Annotated in this window: 16 protein-coding genes and 1 tRNA gene; 14 read left to right on the top strand and 3 right to left on the bottom strand. The window is 49.0% G+C overall.

Translation table 11 applies throughout. The annotated features are described in order from the left end of the window. Positions 1 to 8 precede the first annotated feature (8 nt). The 8 genes from WD467_00170 to cysS all read left to right on the top strand — a co-directional run bounded on the left by WD467_00170 (position 9) and on the right by cysS (position 8,388). On the top strand, positions 9 to 521 hold the full coding sequence (locus WD467_00170; protein ID MEX2452316.1) for a hypothetical protein: 513 nt from the start codon (positions 9 to 11) through the stop codon (positions 519 to 521). A gap of 142 nt (positions 522 to 663) precedes the next feature. Then, positions 664 to 2,106, top strand: a complete 1,443-nt coding sequence (gene dnaX, locus WD467_00175) for a DNA polymerase III subunit gamma/tau (GenBank protein ID MEX2452317.1) — start codon at positions 664 to 666, stop codon at positions 2,104 to 2,106. Further along, positions 2,099 to 3,430 (top strand): replicative DNA helicase, encoded by a 1,332-nt coding sequence (gene dnaB / locus WD467_00180; protein MEX2452318.1) that lies wholly within the window; start codon positions 2,099 to 2,101, stop codon positions 3,428 to 3,430. The genes dnaX and dnaB overlap by 8 nt, the downstream gene beginning before the upstream one ends. A gap of 37 nt (positions 3,431 to 3,467) precedes the next feature. After that, the gene (locus tag WD467_00185; GenBank protein ID MEX2452319.1) at positions 3,468 to 5,099 is read left to right on the top strand and encodes a glycosyltransferase family 39 protein; all 1,632 of its coding nucleotides are present in this window, start codon (positions 3,468 to 3,470) and stop codon (positions 5,097 to 5,099) included. 71 nt (positions 5,100 to 5,170) lie between these two features. Continuing rightward, positions 5,171 to 5,443: a YbaB/EbfC family nucleoid-associated protein gene (locus WD467_00190; GenBank protein ID MEX2452320.1), complete on the top strand. Its 273-nt coding sequence runs from the start codon at positions 5,171 to 5,173 to the stop codon at positions 5,441 to 5,443. Then, positions 5,443 to 6,030, top strand: coding sequence for a recombination mediator RecR (gene recR / locus WD467_00195; GenBank protein ID MEX2452321.1), 588 nt, complete (start codon positions 5,443 to 5,445; stop codon positions 6,028 to 6,030). The genes WD467_00190 and recR overlap by 1 nt, the downstream gene beginning before the upstream one ends. Beyond that, the gene (locus tag WD467_00200) at positions 6,027 to 7,028 is read left to right on the top strand and encodes a DHH family phosphoesterase (protein MEX2452322.1); all 1,002 of its coding nucleotides are present in this window, start codon (positions 6,027 to 6,029) and stop codon (positions 7,026 to 7,028) included. Before recR ends, WD467_00200 begins: the two co-directional genes overlap by 4 nt. Beyond that, positions 7,015 to 8,388, top strand: coding sequence for a cysteine--tRNA ligase (cysS, locus tag WD467_00205; protein MEX2452323.1), 1,374 nt, complete (start codon positions 7,015 to 7,017; stop codon positions 8,386 to 8,388). Before WD467_00200 ends, cysS begins: the two co-directional genes overlap by 14 nt. Positions 8,389 to 8,391: 3 nt before the next feature. Here the strand turns inward: cysS and WD467_00210 are convergent, their stop codons facing one another. Together WD467_00210 and WD467_00215 are read right to left on the bottom strand one after the other, a co-directional pair. Then, positions 8,392 to 9,447, bottom strand: a complete 1,056-nt coding sequence (locus WD467_00210; GenBank protein MEX2452324.1) for an AI-2E family transporter — start codon at positions 9,445 to 9,447, stop codon at positions 8,392 to 8,394. A gap of 9 nt (positions 9,448 to 9,456) precedes the next feature. Then, the gene (locus WD467_00215) at positions 9,457 to 10,524 is read right to left on the bottom strand and encodes an AI-2E family transporter (protein MEX2452325.1); all 1,068 of its coding nucleotides are present in this window, start codon (positions 10,522 to 10,524) and stop codon (positions 9,457 to 9,459) included. 436 nt (positions 10,525 to 10,960) lie between these two features. Between WD467_00215 and WD467_00220 the strand changes: the two genes are divergently transcribed. From WD467_00220 to WD467_00235, 4 genes are all read left to right on the top strand, one after another. Further along, positions 10,961 to 11,035: transfer RNA gene (locus WD467_00220), tRNA-Gln, on the top strand. Positions 11,036 to 11,266: 231 nt separating this feature from the next. Beyond that, complete coding sequence (locus WD467_00225; protein MEX2452326.1) at positions 11,267 to 11,662, top strand: SET domain-containing protein; 396 nt, start codon at positions 11,267 to 11,269, stop codon at positions 11,660 to 11,662. Positions 11,663 to 11,742: 80 nt separating this feature from the next. Then, positions 11,743 to 11,970, top strand: a complete 228-nt coding sequence (locus tag WD467_00230; GenBank protein ID MEX2452327.1) for a hypothetical protein — start codon at positions 11,743 to 11,745, stop codon at positions 11,968 to 11,970. Positions 11,971 to 12,117: 147 nt separating this feature from the next. Further along, on the top strand, positions 12,118 to 12,513 hold the full coding sequence (locus WD467_00235; protein MEX2452328.1) for a hypothetical protein: 396 nt from the start codon (positions 12,118 to 12,120) through the stop codon (positions 12,511 to 12,513). Between the two features lie 73 nt (positions 12,514 to 12,586). On the opposite strand, the gene WD467_00240 is transcribed toward WD467_00235, so the two are convergent. Continuing rightward, positions 12,587 to 13,066 (bottom strand): NUDIX domain-containing protein, encoded by a 480-nt coding sequence (locus WD467_00240; protein MEX2452329.1) that lies wholly within the window; start codon positions 13,064 to 13,066, stop codon positions 12,587 to 12,589. A gap of 197 nt (positions 13,067 to 13,263) precedes the next feature. Between WD467_00240 and WD467_00245 the strand changes: the two genes are divergently transcribed. Then, complete coding sequence (locus tag WD467_00245; protein ID MEX2452330.1) at positions 13,264 to 13,782, top strand: hypothetical protein; 519 nt, start codon at positions 13,264 to 13,266, stop codon at positions 13,780 to 13,782. A gap of 381 nt (positions 13,783 to 14,163) precedes the next feature. Then, positions 14,164 to 14,517 carry a hypothetical protein gene (locus tag WD467_00250; GenBank protein MEX2452331.1) on the top strand — a complete coding sequence of 118 codons (354 nt, stop codon included), beginning with the start codon at positions 14,164 to 14,166 and terminating at the stop codon, positions 14,515 to 14,517. Positions 14,518 to 14,782: the final 265 nt, after the last annotated feature.

Here is a 14,782-nt window from a genome sequence, read left to right on the forward strand (position 1 = left end):
ACACAAACATGACAGACATAGCAGACAAACAGCTAAAACGCTTGCGGGCGTTGCTTGACGAAGCAGAAACAAGTGTAGCAGCAGCCAAAGAGCTGCTGATTAGTCTTGTCGGTGACGAGGAGACCGTAACACCCAGTTCTAGTGAGCAGGAAATCGGTAAGGTAATTGAAGGTGTGTTTGACGGTCAGAATATGATTGGACCGGATGGTAAGACCTACCCGGTACCGGCCAACTATGCCTCTAAGTCAAAGCTAGTTCAGGGTGATATCCTAAAACTAACCATCGCCGATGACGGAACTTTTATCTACAAGCAAATTGGTCCCGTACCGCGCAAGAAGGTGATAGGTACCGTCGAGCAGAAGGGTGGCCAGTACTATATCAAAGTGGATGAGCAGGACTATCGGGTCTTGCTCGCGAGCGTCACTTACTTTAAGGCTCAGGCTGGAGATCAAGTTACCGCAGTAATCCCTGAAGACGATACGGCCGAATGGGCCGCTATCGAAGCCGCTATTACGAGTTAAAAGCCGCTCAGCTCGCCTCCGATTTCCTCTAGTCGGAGGCGAGCATAGTTTTTCTTAATAACCGTTAGACTTGTAAATTAGCTCTGGAAATTATGGCCGATGTGCGCCATACTAGAATCAGAAATTGGAGGAAAACTAACACGTGGGCAAAATAGCGCTCTATCGTCACTATCGTAGTCATGATTTTTCCGATCTGGTAGGGCAGAATCATGTCTCTGTTACGCTGGAGCAGGCTATTAAGGCTGATCGTATCAGCCACGCATATCTCTTTACCGGGCCTAAGGGAGTGGGGAAGACTAGTGCGGCTCGTATACTGGCGCGACGTGTGAACGAGATTGAGGAGACAGCTCACCACCCTGATATTATCGAAATCGATGCTGCTAGTAACAACGGAGTCGATGAGATTCGCGAGCTGCGGGAAAAGGTGCACATAGCCCCCAACTATGCCAAGTATAAGGTTTATATCATCGATGAGGTGCATATGCTTAGCACTGCCGCCTTTAATGCTCTACTCAAGACGCTTGAGGAGCCGCCCTCCCACGTCATCTTTGTATTAGCTACTACCGAACCGCATAAGCTGCCCCAAACTATTATCTCGCGCACGCAGCATTTCCCCTTTCGTCCTATTAGCCATAGCGCTACCCAGAAGCACTTAAAGTCGATTGCTAAGCAAGAGAAGATAAAGATTAGTGATGAGGCACTCTCCTTACTAGCTACTCTCGGCGAGGGTAGCATGCGGGACAGCATTAGCTTGTTGGATCAGGTCAGCACTAGCGCTACGAGTGAGATTACGGTGACGCAGATAGAAGATATGATCGGGCTAGCCCGCACCGAACAGATCGCGAGTCTCATCACAGCCGTAGAGGCGCAGGATAATGCAGCTATGCTCAAGGTGTATGACGAGCTGCTTGAGAGTGGTATCGCCCCACAGCTGTTAATGAAGCAGTTATTATCCTACGTTCGTCGCCAGATTCGCGAACGGATTCAGGCAAAACAGCCGTTAGCCGTGCTTCGCAGCCTGCTGGAGCAGTTAAGTAGTCTGCCGCCGCATACGGTTAATATCGAATTTGCGCTTGAAGCCCTACTACTAGAAGCTGGCTCGAACCCAACAGATCGAGTCGGGCCTGCCCCGGCCAAGAATTTCCGGGCCCGAATCGTGAAAGCCAAGCCAAAGTCGGTCGAGACAGCTAAACCGAGTGAGCCTAGCCTTGATCCGACTGCTACAACAACGGACTCTACCCAGCTCGATCAAACAGCCTGGATAGAGGCACTAAGCTTAATTAAGCAGCGACACGGAGCGCTCTACGCTCTTTTAAGTAACACTGACGTCACATTTAGCGTAGATAGCTGTGAGATTAGTGCGCGCTTCCAGTTTCATTATCGCCGCTTAAATGAGCAGCGAACGCAAGCTTCGATCGCTGACGCACTGAAATCAGTCTGTGGTCGGGATATTACAGTCAAGATTAAGTCCGATGCTGCTGCTAAGGCTAAACAGCCACCACCAGAGCCGGAGGCGGAGCAGGAGGACTTTGACGTGATATCCCAGGTCACAAATATTCTTGGTGGTGAGGTAGCTCATGGCTGATAAGGTCAAACTCCCACCACAGAACGTACAGGCCGAGAGCAGCCTGCTCGGCAGTATCTTGATCGATCCAGAGGCACTAACTAAGATTGCCGATACCGTTCGGCCGGATGACTTCTACGAGCAGCGGCATAACCAAATATTTACCGCCATGCTGCACCTCTATGAGCAGCGTAAGCCGATCGATGTCTTAACCCTCTCAGAGAAGTTGGAGACTAGTGGGAGCATTAAAGCGGTCGGGGGCTCCAGCTATATTACCGAATTAGCTAACTCGGTACCTAGCGCCGCCCACATCCATGAATATGGTGAGATTGTAGCCAAGAAGGCTACTCTGCGCCGTCTCATTAGTGCGGCCCAGGAGATCACCAACCTCGGCTTTAGTGATGATGAGGATACAGATGCGTTAATCGATCAGGCTGAGCAACTGCTCTATGGGGTTTCTGAGAATAAAGGTCACACCGGCTTTCGCGCTATCGGGGACGTGTTAAATGAGAGTTTTGACCGGATTGAGGAGCTAAACAAAAACAAAGGTCAGCTCCGCGGGGTACCGACCGGTTTTAAGGGACTGGATAACAAGTTGGCCGGAATGCAGGACTCTGACCTACTTATCCTGGCCGCCCGTCCAGCTATGGGTAAGACGTCATTTGCGCTTAATATCGCCCATAACGTAGCAGTTAAAGAGGGCATTCCAGTGGGTATCTTCAGTCTGGAAATGAGTCAGGAGCAGCTAGTCGATCGCTTACTCAGTGCCGAGTCAGGAGTAGACTCCTGGAAACTGCGCACCGGAAATCTAGAAAATACCGACTTTGCCAAGATTGGGGAGGCGATGGGTGCTCTATCTGAGGCCCCAATCTTTATCGATGATACTCCGATGGCTAATGTCATGGACATGCGGACTAAGGCTAGGCGTATCCAGAGTGAGCACGGTCTCGGCCTGATCATCGTCGACTATTTACAGTTGATGAGCGGGCGCGGTAACTACGGTGAGAATCGAGTCCAAGAGGTTTCAGAAATCTCGCGGGGCTTGAAGGGCTTGGCGCGTGAGCTAAATGTTCCGGTTCTAGCTCTATCACAGCTTTCTCGTAGCGTAGAGTCACGCAGCCCGCAAATACCGCAGCTGGCCGACCTCCGTGAGTCCGGTTCGATTGAGCAGGATGCCGATGTAGTGATGTTTATCTATCGTGAAGAAGTCTACAACCCGGAAACCGACCGACAGAACATCGCCGACATACTAATTAAGAAGCACCGTAACGGGCCGATCGGTGAAGTCGAACTCTACTTCCATGCCGAGAAGACTCAGTTTCGATCAATCGAGCAGAACCGCTAGCCATGTCTGCTATCTGCGCCACTAATTTGATTTACCGATGAAGCTACTAGATAACACTTCCAGTCAGATAGAGCGCGGAAAACTCACCCTACCTAATCGTCGCCAAATCTGGAAGTGGGTGGAGCTAAAACGTGAGGAGCTAGGAGACTGGCTAGTTGCTAATCGCGAACTGACTTTACTAGTCAGTATTATAGTTCTAGCTGCTCTGTTTCGGCTCTGGCAGCTGCCAAGCCTGCCCTACGGCCTACATCCAGAGGAGGCCGCCAACGGTCTCGACGCTATCTCTATCTTGCAAGGAGATATCCAGCCCTTCTACGAGTCTGCTGGGGGACGAGAGGGGCTGCTGTTCTACCTGCAGGCTCTAAGTGTAGCCATTTTTGGCCCTACTATGTTTGCCTTACGGCTGATGCCCGCCCTAGCTGGCATCGGAGCAGTATTCATGATTTATCTGGCAGGGCGGGTCTGGTTCTCCCGTCGGGTCGGGCTAATGGCTGCATTTTTTATGGCGATTTCGCCCTGGGCCATTCATATGAGTCGGCTAGCACTACCGGCAGCACTGCTGCTTCTTTTAGTGCCGACTATCCTCTGGCTGTCAGCACGGGCACTCCAGACTAATAGAGCAGGCTGGTTTGTAGCTACCGGGGTCGCTATCGGCCTGGGCTTTTATGTTCAGCCGAGTTGGCACGTTTTGCCTTTAGCTCTCGCTCCACTCCTACTCTTTAGTCGTTATTTTTATCGTTCTCAGCTTCGCCAGCTTTGGCAACCGCTCTTGATAGTCCTACTCAGTGTCCTGGTGACACTACTGCCTTTTGCTGCCTATATGGCGACTAACAGCTCCGCCTATTTTGAGCGGCCCACTACAAGTGTCTTTAATGCTGAGCAGCGTGATGAGCCGCTGGCTCAAGTTTTAGTCGAGTCGGTGGGGCGTACCGCGGGTATGTTCCATATAGCCGGAGATCGTAATCAGCTACATAATCTGCGCGGTGAGCCCCAGCTCACAGCCCTGGTCGGTGTACTCTTCTTGCTAGGTCTTCTGTTGAGCTGGCGGCGGCGGCATGACATTCGCTACACGGCGCTGGTATCGCTACTTGCGGTCCTGCTACTACCGGCGGCACTAAGTATGGGAAATGTCGCTCCTAGCGCATTACGGGCGGTGGCGGCGGCTCCTATCATCTACATCTTAGCTGCTATTGGGCTGAGTGAGCTAATTGCCCGCTGGCGCGGTGTGTTTCCTCGTAACCCACTAGCACTTCACTTAGCTATAACCATCATCGTGGCCGCAGGTGCTATCACTACTATTTATAGCTATCAGCGTTATTTTGTGGCCTGGGCTAATGCACCTCAGACTTTTACGGCCAGTTACGAGCCGATGCGGGCGGTAGCCGAGTTCATGCTGACTCACGATATCGACGGCACTTACTTTGTGGTCGCTAGTGAATACCAAGTATTGTCGGTAAGCTTTTTAACCGACGGTAAGGTCGAGTACATCCAGGTCTCTCCACCGGATGCGGGCGAGGTCGAGTTAGCGGTCGGAGATAGGTTAATCGTGCCTTACCTTAACCGCGAGCAGGACATCGAGCTCGGAGCTGCTGCGCTCGATCAGGTAACCCAGATCTCTCGCTATCGCTCCGATACAGCTTTATTCACGCTGTATCGAGTGGAAGAGTAGTCTATTATCCACTCATTTCGTCCGTAGGTTTGCTACAATAGGAGAGTACTTAAATATATGAGGTGTTTCAGATGAATCCTAAGCAACTAATGCAATTACGCAAAATTCAAAAGGAACTGGCTCGCGAGGTGGTCGAGGTCGAGGCTGGCGATGGTGCCGTCAGAATCCAAATCAGCGGCGAGCAGAAGGTCAAAAGTGTGAAGATAGATCCTGACAAGGTGGCCGATACGACTAAACTTGAGAAGTGGCTGGAGTCGGCTATCACGCAAGCTATTACTAAGTCACAGCAGATCGCAGCCGATAAGATGAAGAGCGCCTCGGCCGGACTGAATCTCGGAATTTAATGCTGCCCAAACCTCTAGAACTTCTGGTCTCTGAACTGAATAAGCTCCCCGGCGTCGGGCCTCGTACAGCCGAACGCTTAGCTATGTCGATTCTACGCCGTGGAGCCGGCGAAGCCAGTCAGCTCTCAGAGGCTTTGACGAGTCTGCACGCTAATATCGTCGAGTGCAGCCAGTGCCACAACCTTGCTAGTGAGCCACTTTGTTTTGTCTGTAGCGATCCGAAACGTAGTCGAGACGTGGTAGCGATAGTGGAAGACGCTCTAGACGTAGTAGCGCTAGAGCGGGCTGCCAGCTTTGACGGCGTATACCATGTCTTAGGTGGTATTATCTCTCCCGTCGATGGCATCGGCCCCGACCAGCTCAATCTTGCCTCATTGAAGCGGCGCGTAGAAGGGGGAGGTATCGAAGAGTTGATTCTAGCTACTAACGCCAGTGTGGAAGGAGAAGCTACGGCACACTACATTCGTCGGTTCTTACCGGATATTAAGATTACTCGTCTAGCCCGTGGGCTGCCGATGGGCAGTGATCTGGAGTATGCCGATCAGACCACCCTAGTTCGGGCGCTAGAAGGACGGCAAACGGTATGAACTATACTCCGGAACTTTTACTTCGCTTCGGCACATTGTTAGATGAAGCCAGTCATGTCGTGGTCATGCAAGCCGAGCATATCGATGCCGATAGCCTTGGCTCCAGTCTCGGTCTCGAAGCGGCTCTTACTAAGTTGGGCAAACAAGTTACACTCTACTGTCACGATGAAGTACCGAGCTACCTGAAACATTTTCCAGGACAGGACCGGGTGACGCAAAATCTACCAGGTAAATATGACCTGGCTATCCTGGTTGACTCTAGTACTCACAGTCAGATTGAGCGGACCTGGAGTGAGCATAAAGCCGCTCTCTCGCGCCGTCCTTTTGTCTGTATTGATCACCACGTCTCGACTAATAATCAGATCAATGGAGCCAACGTGCTGCTGCTGCTTGACGATACTGCCGGAGCTAGCGGCCAACAGGTAGTCGAGCTGGCGCAGCACTATGGCTGGGAGCTTGATGCTGAAGCTGCCTATGTCCTAGCCGCCGCCATCAAATCCGATACCGTTAATCTCTCTACTAGATATACCAGTGCCGCTACTTTTCGGGCGATGGCCTATCTAGTGGAACAAGGTGTAGATCTGGAGGAGCTCAGGCTCAACGTAGAGAAGGTCAGCAGTATCCCAGCCACCCAGTTGCATTTACGAGCCGAAGTATTAGCCCGTACTAGTTTTTTTAAGGATAATCAGATCGCCGTCACCTACTTTACCGCGGAGGAGTATAAGCTGCTAAGTGAGGACAAGCTATTGATCGAACGTACTAAGCATGAGTTGAGAACACTCCAGGAAGTCGAGATTGCCGTCGTTATCACCGAACGTAAAGGCTACAGTAACGCTTCAATGCGAGCTAACGTTGGGGTAGCCCGGCTTACAGCTGAACATTTCGGGGGCGGGGGGCACGACAAGGCCGCTTCTTGTCGGTTTGAAAACGCCACTCACACTGAAGTCACCGAAGCTATCGTGCCAGTTATTGAGAGGCTACTGGATGAAGCTCTATAGCACTCTAAACAAACAGGTTACAGAATTTAAGCCGCTTGCCCCCGGCAGGGTAAAGATGTTTGTCTGCGGCCCGACCGTTTACGAACTGTCCCATATCGGTCACGCTAAAACCTACATCCAGATGGACGTCCTAGCGCGAACTCTGCGCCGACTGGGCTACGAGCTGACCTACTTGCAAAACATTACCGACATCGACGACCGGATCATTACTCGAGCTTGGGAGCGGAGTGAGGACTGGCGAGAGCTGGCGAACCATTTTGAGGCAGAGTACCTAAAAGATATGACCACGCTTAACAATATGGCTGTCGATACTTACGCCAGAGCCACCGACCATATCGACGATATTATTCGTCAGGTGGAGGCGCTGATGACGAAGGGTCACGCCTACGAGATAGCAGATGATGGCATCTACTTCGAGATCGCCACTTTTCCTGATTATGGTAAACTGTCCGGTCGTCAGCAGGTTGGTGAGCACGACTCACAAGCGCGAATTGATCAAAGTGAACATAAGCGTGGCTGGAACGATTTCTGTCTTTGGAAGTTCCACAAGCCTAATGAGCCGGCCTGGGATGCACCGTTTGGTAAGGGTAGGCCCGGCTGGCACATTGAGGATACGGCTATCAGTGAACACTACTTCGGACCCCAGTACGATATTCACGGCGGAGCCATCGATCTCATTTTTCCGCACCATGAGGCCGAGTTAACACAGATGGAGGCCATTTCCGGTCTCACTCCGTTTGTCGGCTATTGGACGCACACCGGCTTTCTGCAGGTGGATGAGGAGAAGATGTCGAAGAGCTTAGATAACTTCTACACCATCCAGGATGTAGTGGACCGAGGGTATGACCCGATGAGTTTACGTTTAGCTGTCCTACAATCACATTACCGCTCACCGATAAACTTTACCTGGGACACTCTCAAATCGGCTCACACCCGTCTGATGGATTTAAGGGCCATGGCCGATCTACGGTGGCAGCTGTATAAGGATGAGTCAGCCAACTCTGATATCAGCTTCGATAAGTCGAGCGAATCTTTCCTGAATGCGATGGCTAACGACCTCAACTCGCCCCAGGCTCTGGCTCAAATAGCGAACGATGAAAGACTATTCGCCCAAAATCTGATCAGTGAGAGTCAGCAGGACGGTTTCATTAATTACTTACAGACCATTGATGATGTGCTAGGCCTAGGCCTACTTAGCTCTAGTGACATTACTGAGGAGCAGAAGGAACTACTGCAGCAGCGTGAACACGCCCGCACGGCGGCAGACTGGAAAGCAGCCGATCTAGCCCGAGACGAGTTAGCCAAGCACAACTTAGCCGTACGGGACACTCCGAAGGGTCAGGTCTGGGCGCGTACCTAGTCTTTATCGGTGTGTGAGAGCTTCAGGCCCACCTTTTTCGATGTAGTAGTTAATCAAAATCTTCAGACAGGCTCCGGCCGGTATGGCTAGAAGAGCACCGACGAAGCCAGCAATGTAAACCCCGACTAGGGCAGAGAGTAGCACAAAGAGCGGTGTCATACTGATAGTGCGAGACTGAATGATCGGCTCAAATACGTTATTCTCGATTTGCTGATAGATGATATAGAAGATACCTAGCATGATAGCCGTCACTATAGACTGCGAAAGTGCGACAGCGATGATTATTACCGCGCCTAATGTGTTCCCGATGAGTGGAATAAGTCCGGTCAGCCAGATGACCGCTGCCAGCGATACGGGCGCCGGCATACCTAGAATGGTTAGCAGGATTAAGGTAGTTGTAGCTGAGATCGAGGTGACGATCAACTGGCCGTTGACGAAGCCGGTTACCGCCTTATACATCCGTGCAATTAAAGTGGCCCCACCTGAACGTAATCGTTTCGATAGTTGCCTAGATAGCCCATCGATCCATGTAGGCCCTTCTATAGTCAGATGGAAAGCTAGGGCCACGGTAAAGACGAGCAGTAAGAGGTTAGAGAGCAGTCGATTAATCAGACCTATAACAGTGCCGGAAGAGGCAGCTAAGCCGGTAGCTACATTGCTCATCAGTGTTTCGATACTACCCACTAAATCGACGCTATTAAGCCAGCGACTCAAGGTGCCCTCACCCATTTGCAGCTCATCTAGATAGCTCGGCAACTGCACGGCTAACTCACGACCTTGAGTGCTAATGACCGGCACTATCAGTGCCACAATTAAGCTAACTATCAGACCGATCAGTATGAATACTAGAGTGGTAGCCAGCCTGCGATTTTCACCCGGCATGTAAGGGCTTAGACGATTCACTGGCCCGTTGACGGCTATGGCGATGAAGCCAGCTACCACGAAGACGCCTAAAGCCGATCGGATATGGTAGAGCACTAGGGCTGCAGCTACTAGCAATAAAACGACACCTAAACGCCGGATAATACTTTCGGTCGATATGTCGATCGTTACCGTCACGGCATCGACCTAACTGTGGGCCAGATTGTGCTGTTCTAAGTAGTCAATGACGAGAATGCGGATACAGCCAGCGATCGGGATGGCCAGCAGTCCACCTAAGATACCGGCCAGCGTGATACCGACAACGACCGAGGCCAGAATTAAGAGCGGTGACATACCCAGTGATTTAGACTGAATAGCTGGCTGGATGACGTTATTCTCAACTTGCTGGTAGGCGACGAAGTAGATAGTTAGAATCAGTGCGACTGTGACTGATTCGAATAGTCCAACTGCGATGACCAGTACCGCACCTAGTGTCGCACCGATGACCGGGATAATGCCTAAGACCGCCACGATACCGGCCAGCGAGAGGGCAAAGGGCACACCCAAGATAGCCAGTATGATGAAGGTGGCTACACCGTTGATGGAAGCGATAATGAGCTGACCGTTGACGAAGCTCGTGATGACGTTATACATGCGCTGTACCAGCTTCTTACGGTGCTTGCGATTCCCCTTAGGCTGTAGCTCCCAGAACTTCTTCACCCATTTCGGCCCTTCGACTAGCATGAAGAAGGTGAGGACTAGTACAGTTAGGGTTGATACCAGGTTAGAGAAGACGCGTTCTAGCACTGTGATCACCGGTTCACCGGCACCCGATACCCGGTTTAGCACGCTGTCCTGTAGATTGCCCGTTCCTTCGTCTAGATCGTAGTAGTTGACCACAGTACCTAAGAATCCATCAGCTTCCTGCAGCTCCTCTATGTAGTCAGGAAAGCTCTCGACAAGTTGTACGGTCTGACGCACGATTGGTGGCATTAGTGAGGTAGCTAGGATAACGACTAAGGAAATAGCTAGGATATAGACCGCGCCAGTAGCTAAGCCACGACTCTTCCGCGGCATTTTCCGCACCAGAAAGTTTACGGCCGGCGAGAGGGCAATAGCTAAGAAGAAAGCGACTAAGATCAGCATTAGAGCGTGACGAGTAGCTAGGACTAGCTGTACGGCCAGCACGAAGCCGAGGCCGATCGCAAAGACACGGAAGATAGTGCGGTTACTAACGTCGACCTTTAGTTGCATAAGTTCACTCAACTTTTTCATTCCCTCTAGTATCACTTACCTAAGGCCGATTGGTCAAGTTTGCGAGACTCTTATACCGGCTAAGTAGCACCAGATCAAGCGTTTTGGTACAATACCCTTGCTCAGTAATTATAGTATTGAGGCCAAAACAAAACGATACTGTTTTGTTTTGAAAAGGAAAAAGAGCGAAAAGTTGAAGTTTATTGCGTTATCGTAATAAACGAAAACTGACAGCATCTTTTGACGTTGGGGAGTGGCCAAAAAGGTAGTGGCACCAGTTTTTGGTACTGGCATGAGGGGCGAGAGCTGCCAGTGGCAGTTCGAGAGCCGGAGCCACGACGGTGGCGAGGCGGGCCCGACTGAATTTCCAGCAGGAAATTACAGGTGGGTCGAATCCCTGCATAATTAACAATTCGAACCCCCCCCCGCTATCTCGGGGTATAATAGAGGTACATAATGGGGAGTGGCCAAGTGGTAAGGCACCAGTTTTTGGTACTGGCATTCGGGGGTTCGAATCCCTCCTCCCCAGCCAAGCTTTTAGGTATACCTTCTGCTATGGCTAAAAGCTTTGTTAGAGAAGGGGTATGGATTCGAACCCGAGAGGACATAAACTGCCTGTGGCAGTTTATGGTTACCTTGCTTGGCCGAGCGAGAAACGCATTTCGAGCGAGCATAATAAACACACGAATCCCTCCTCCCCAGCCATTACGCCTATGCTTATAAATTTATATCTGGTGACCTCCAAATTTGTTATAGTTAGCATATGATCCACATAAACTATAAACTACAAGAATCTAAGCTACACGGTGTAGGATTATTCGCAGCTCAAGACATCAAGAAAGGTGCGCTAGTGTATACTGCCAGCCCTCTTCTCGATCTAGATCTAACTCAAAAAGAATTTGACCAATTAAACAAAAAAGAAAGGGAGGAAGTATTGTGGTGGGGGTTTTTTGATGTACCTAGCCAAAAATGGCACGTGGACTTTGATGTATCAAAATTTATAAATCACTCATTTGATGCGAGCTTAACACAGGACGAAAACCACGACGAAGCATACCTTGTAGCTACTCGTGATATCGGGGCTGGCGAAGAGCTTACGCAAAATTATTTAGAATTTGAGTCGAAAGATGAATTGAAAAGGCGCGGAATAGAAACCTAATGTACTTTTGGGAAGTTGCGAAGTTCATCCACTAAGGGCAGCCATATTTGAGTTTAATTACATTCTGTTATTATATACATATGAGTGAAAATGAACCAGCGCGCCAAGAACCACCCCTTACTCGAGAACGTCTATTAGTTGATATGATAATGTTTGATGCTGACTGTGGTGATGGTGATTACAGGACTCGTATTCCAGCAGATGGTAGTAGCCATCCTCCAGAAGTGGTGTCTGGTGAAGTTATTTATGACTTACGACCAGAGAATGAAGGTCCAGTAGTCAAATTCATAGAAGAGTCTACTAAATAATAGGCAACCCGTAACCTACTTTTTAGTTATATTGATTCCAATATAACTAAATGATAAGTTGCGAAGTTCATCCACTAAGGGCAGTCAAGCATAAGCACCACGATAGACTTATCCGGAAAACCCTTTGTGTTTGGTATGATCAGATGCATGGGGAATAGAGCCGCACCGAGTTTAATTGAAGTACGTGAAGCAATTGAAGCTTCATGGAGCGCCGATACGGCCTACGGAGCGGTGTTCACGGAAGGAAACCCAGCACTTGGGAATTGTTATCCTACTTCGCGGGTTGTGCAGCATTTCTTCCCAAATACCGAACTCACTGAGGGCATAATCTTAACTAGTGCAGGTCAGGAAAAGCATTTTTGGAACATGCTCGTTGCTGATGGCACTGAATACCATATTGACCTTACGTGGCAACAGTTCCCACCGGGTTCAGTAGTTATGGATTATGAAATTCGATATCTTCACAAGCTTAATGACGGCGAAGATGCAATTAGACGTGTGGAATTACTGTTAAGCCGCGTTAAACAGTTTATTCAGATATAACCGGAAAGTTGCATACTAACTCAGCTGGGGGTAGTCATTGATATATGCTCCACACCCATATTCCTCTCATTCTCTAAGCCAGCAAGCTCAAAGCAAGTTTATGCAAATCAGGAAATCTGAGGCTACTATGTTGCAGGAGGTCTGCTTGATCTATCCAGAAAGCATTTGAGCATTCTACGTTTGGCTTAAAGAAACCAACTGGATCGTAATCACCCTTACATTTAATATGCGCAATACTTACTCTATAGCCATCTTCACTGTGAACGCCATCACTGTGATAGCCGGCTACATCAAATATGTGCAGGGTCACATCCCTTGCATCTGTAGAGAAAACTGGACTAATTTCTTCCTCTAGACACCGTGATATCCCATCTGCCACACCTTCGTCGGTATGAAGAGTCTCTGTTGGTATGGTGATTTCTTCGCCTCGCTGAAGTGCTAAGATCTTCCCGTCAGAATTAGTTATGATGATAGCTACCCCATCATTTGGGGCAGTTTCGTACTGCTCGATAGCAGTATCTAGAAGTTCGTCGATAGGATTACACTCATACATTGAAGTTATTAAACAATAAATACTAAAGATATGCAACTACTACGTCGGGTAAGGCGCAGCAACTACATAGTGTATCCCCTCAGGAGGTGTAGACTTGGGTGAACTTGCTTAAGTATCTTGGATGATCCTTCAACCAGTAGCCTTCACTATAAGTATGAAATAATGTAAAATTTATTGTATTAAAGAGAGGTACAGCGATGGCGGAGAAGATGCTACCTATTATGACCCGCAATAATCCGGAAGTTATGGCCGGAATACTGAGAAGAGTACCGCACGCACTAACAGAAGAAGCACCGAGAGACCTAAATGAATCTGACGGAGAGAGTCTCGATAGACAGCGAAAAGTAGCGGCGACAGGTAAGCTAATAGCAGACTTACTAAAAAGCCTTGACGTCGAGCCTGAGTCTAGATCTATGCCCACAGGAGACGCGTCTACTCGGTCTGCCGATATCGAAGGATGGACAGTACTAGACCCGGAGGATATCGCTGTAGCCAATGGGGTGTTCTTAGCTACAAATGGTGCGATCAAGAGGTTGTGGCATACAAGGTATGGGTCCATGAGTAGTACGTTTATGCATGAATGTTGGGAAGGCTCCTCTGAAGCTATGTGGGTGCTAGAAAGTCAGCAGTTCCAGCATGGGATCGCTAAGCTGATTGCACATGCCCAACAGGGTACTGAAGTCGCTGCGATAACTGATGCAGAAAGCCTGTCATAGATTTGGTTTCTGCATAAAGTGCCTTGTTCTTAAGACGGAATTTAACGAGTCTTAAGCGACTAATATCTTCTTGGAACACGTCCACTAGCCCTGAAATACATTAGTTAAGAATAAAACTACATAGCAGATATAATGTAGCTTAGCTGGTACTGATATAATGTGCGTATGGGTTTTATAGACATAATCATTGAATACTTCACCTCAGATAAAAGAAGTAAGAGGCTCATACTTCTAGCTTGTTTATTGGCGTTCGTGTTCATAACATTATTTATAATTTTATAGTATGGTTCGAACCTGGTCCTTACCGATATAGTCAAGCCCAGTAGGGTATAAACTGCCTATGCTTGTGAATACTCATGGTAATCGCTTAGAATTAACTACATGATTGGCAAGCCATACGCAGTAGAGTTAAAGACGCTTGATGATTCTAGTTGCGATGTCGTATTTGAGATTAGACCTCCAGTTGAGTTCATCAGTGAAGAGGCGAGAAAGGCATTTGGTCGGACTGTCCTAATGCTCATAAACCGAAGGGCTGATACGAGAGATCAAGTACTTGACGATGGAATGGTTGAGATTACCCACGATAAGCCGAATGGTGAGTCGACGATGGGTTATGCCAAAATTAAAACTTTGCGTTATGGATCAGGAAAAGAGATATTTACCCAGGCTTTGCTCCTAGCACTGAATGGCGACGCTCCGGACCTCTACGCTGATGGTGCTGTGCCCTGGGAGTAGGTACTGTTAGCCTATTCGTTCAGCTAGAGACTGTATCGAAGCAACCGGCTCGTTAAACACTAAATAGTTGTTACTAGTGCCCATCATTTATAGAGGAAAGTTAAGCTTTAAACCCCTTATACTTTAAGGTAAAATATTCATAAGCACAGAATGTGTAGAACTGTATCAGTTGTTGAGAAAATAAATAGGAATTTTTCAGTAGGAGTATCTTGGGCTTAACAATAGTCGACAAAAATAATTTTTATGTCTCCGGAACCTCTATCGC

This window comes from Candidatus Saccharimonadales bacterium, from assembly GCA_040903985.1.
GTDB lineage: Bacteria > Patescibacteriota > Saccharimonadia > QS-5-54-17 > QS-5-54-17 > JBBDUI01.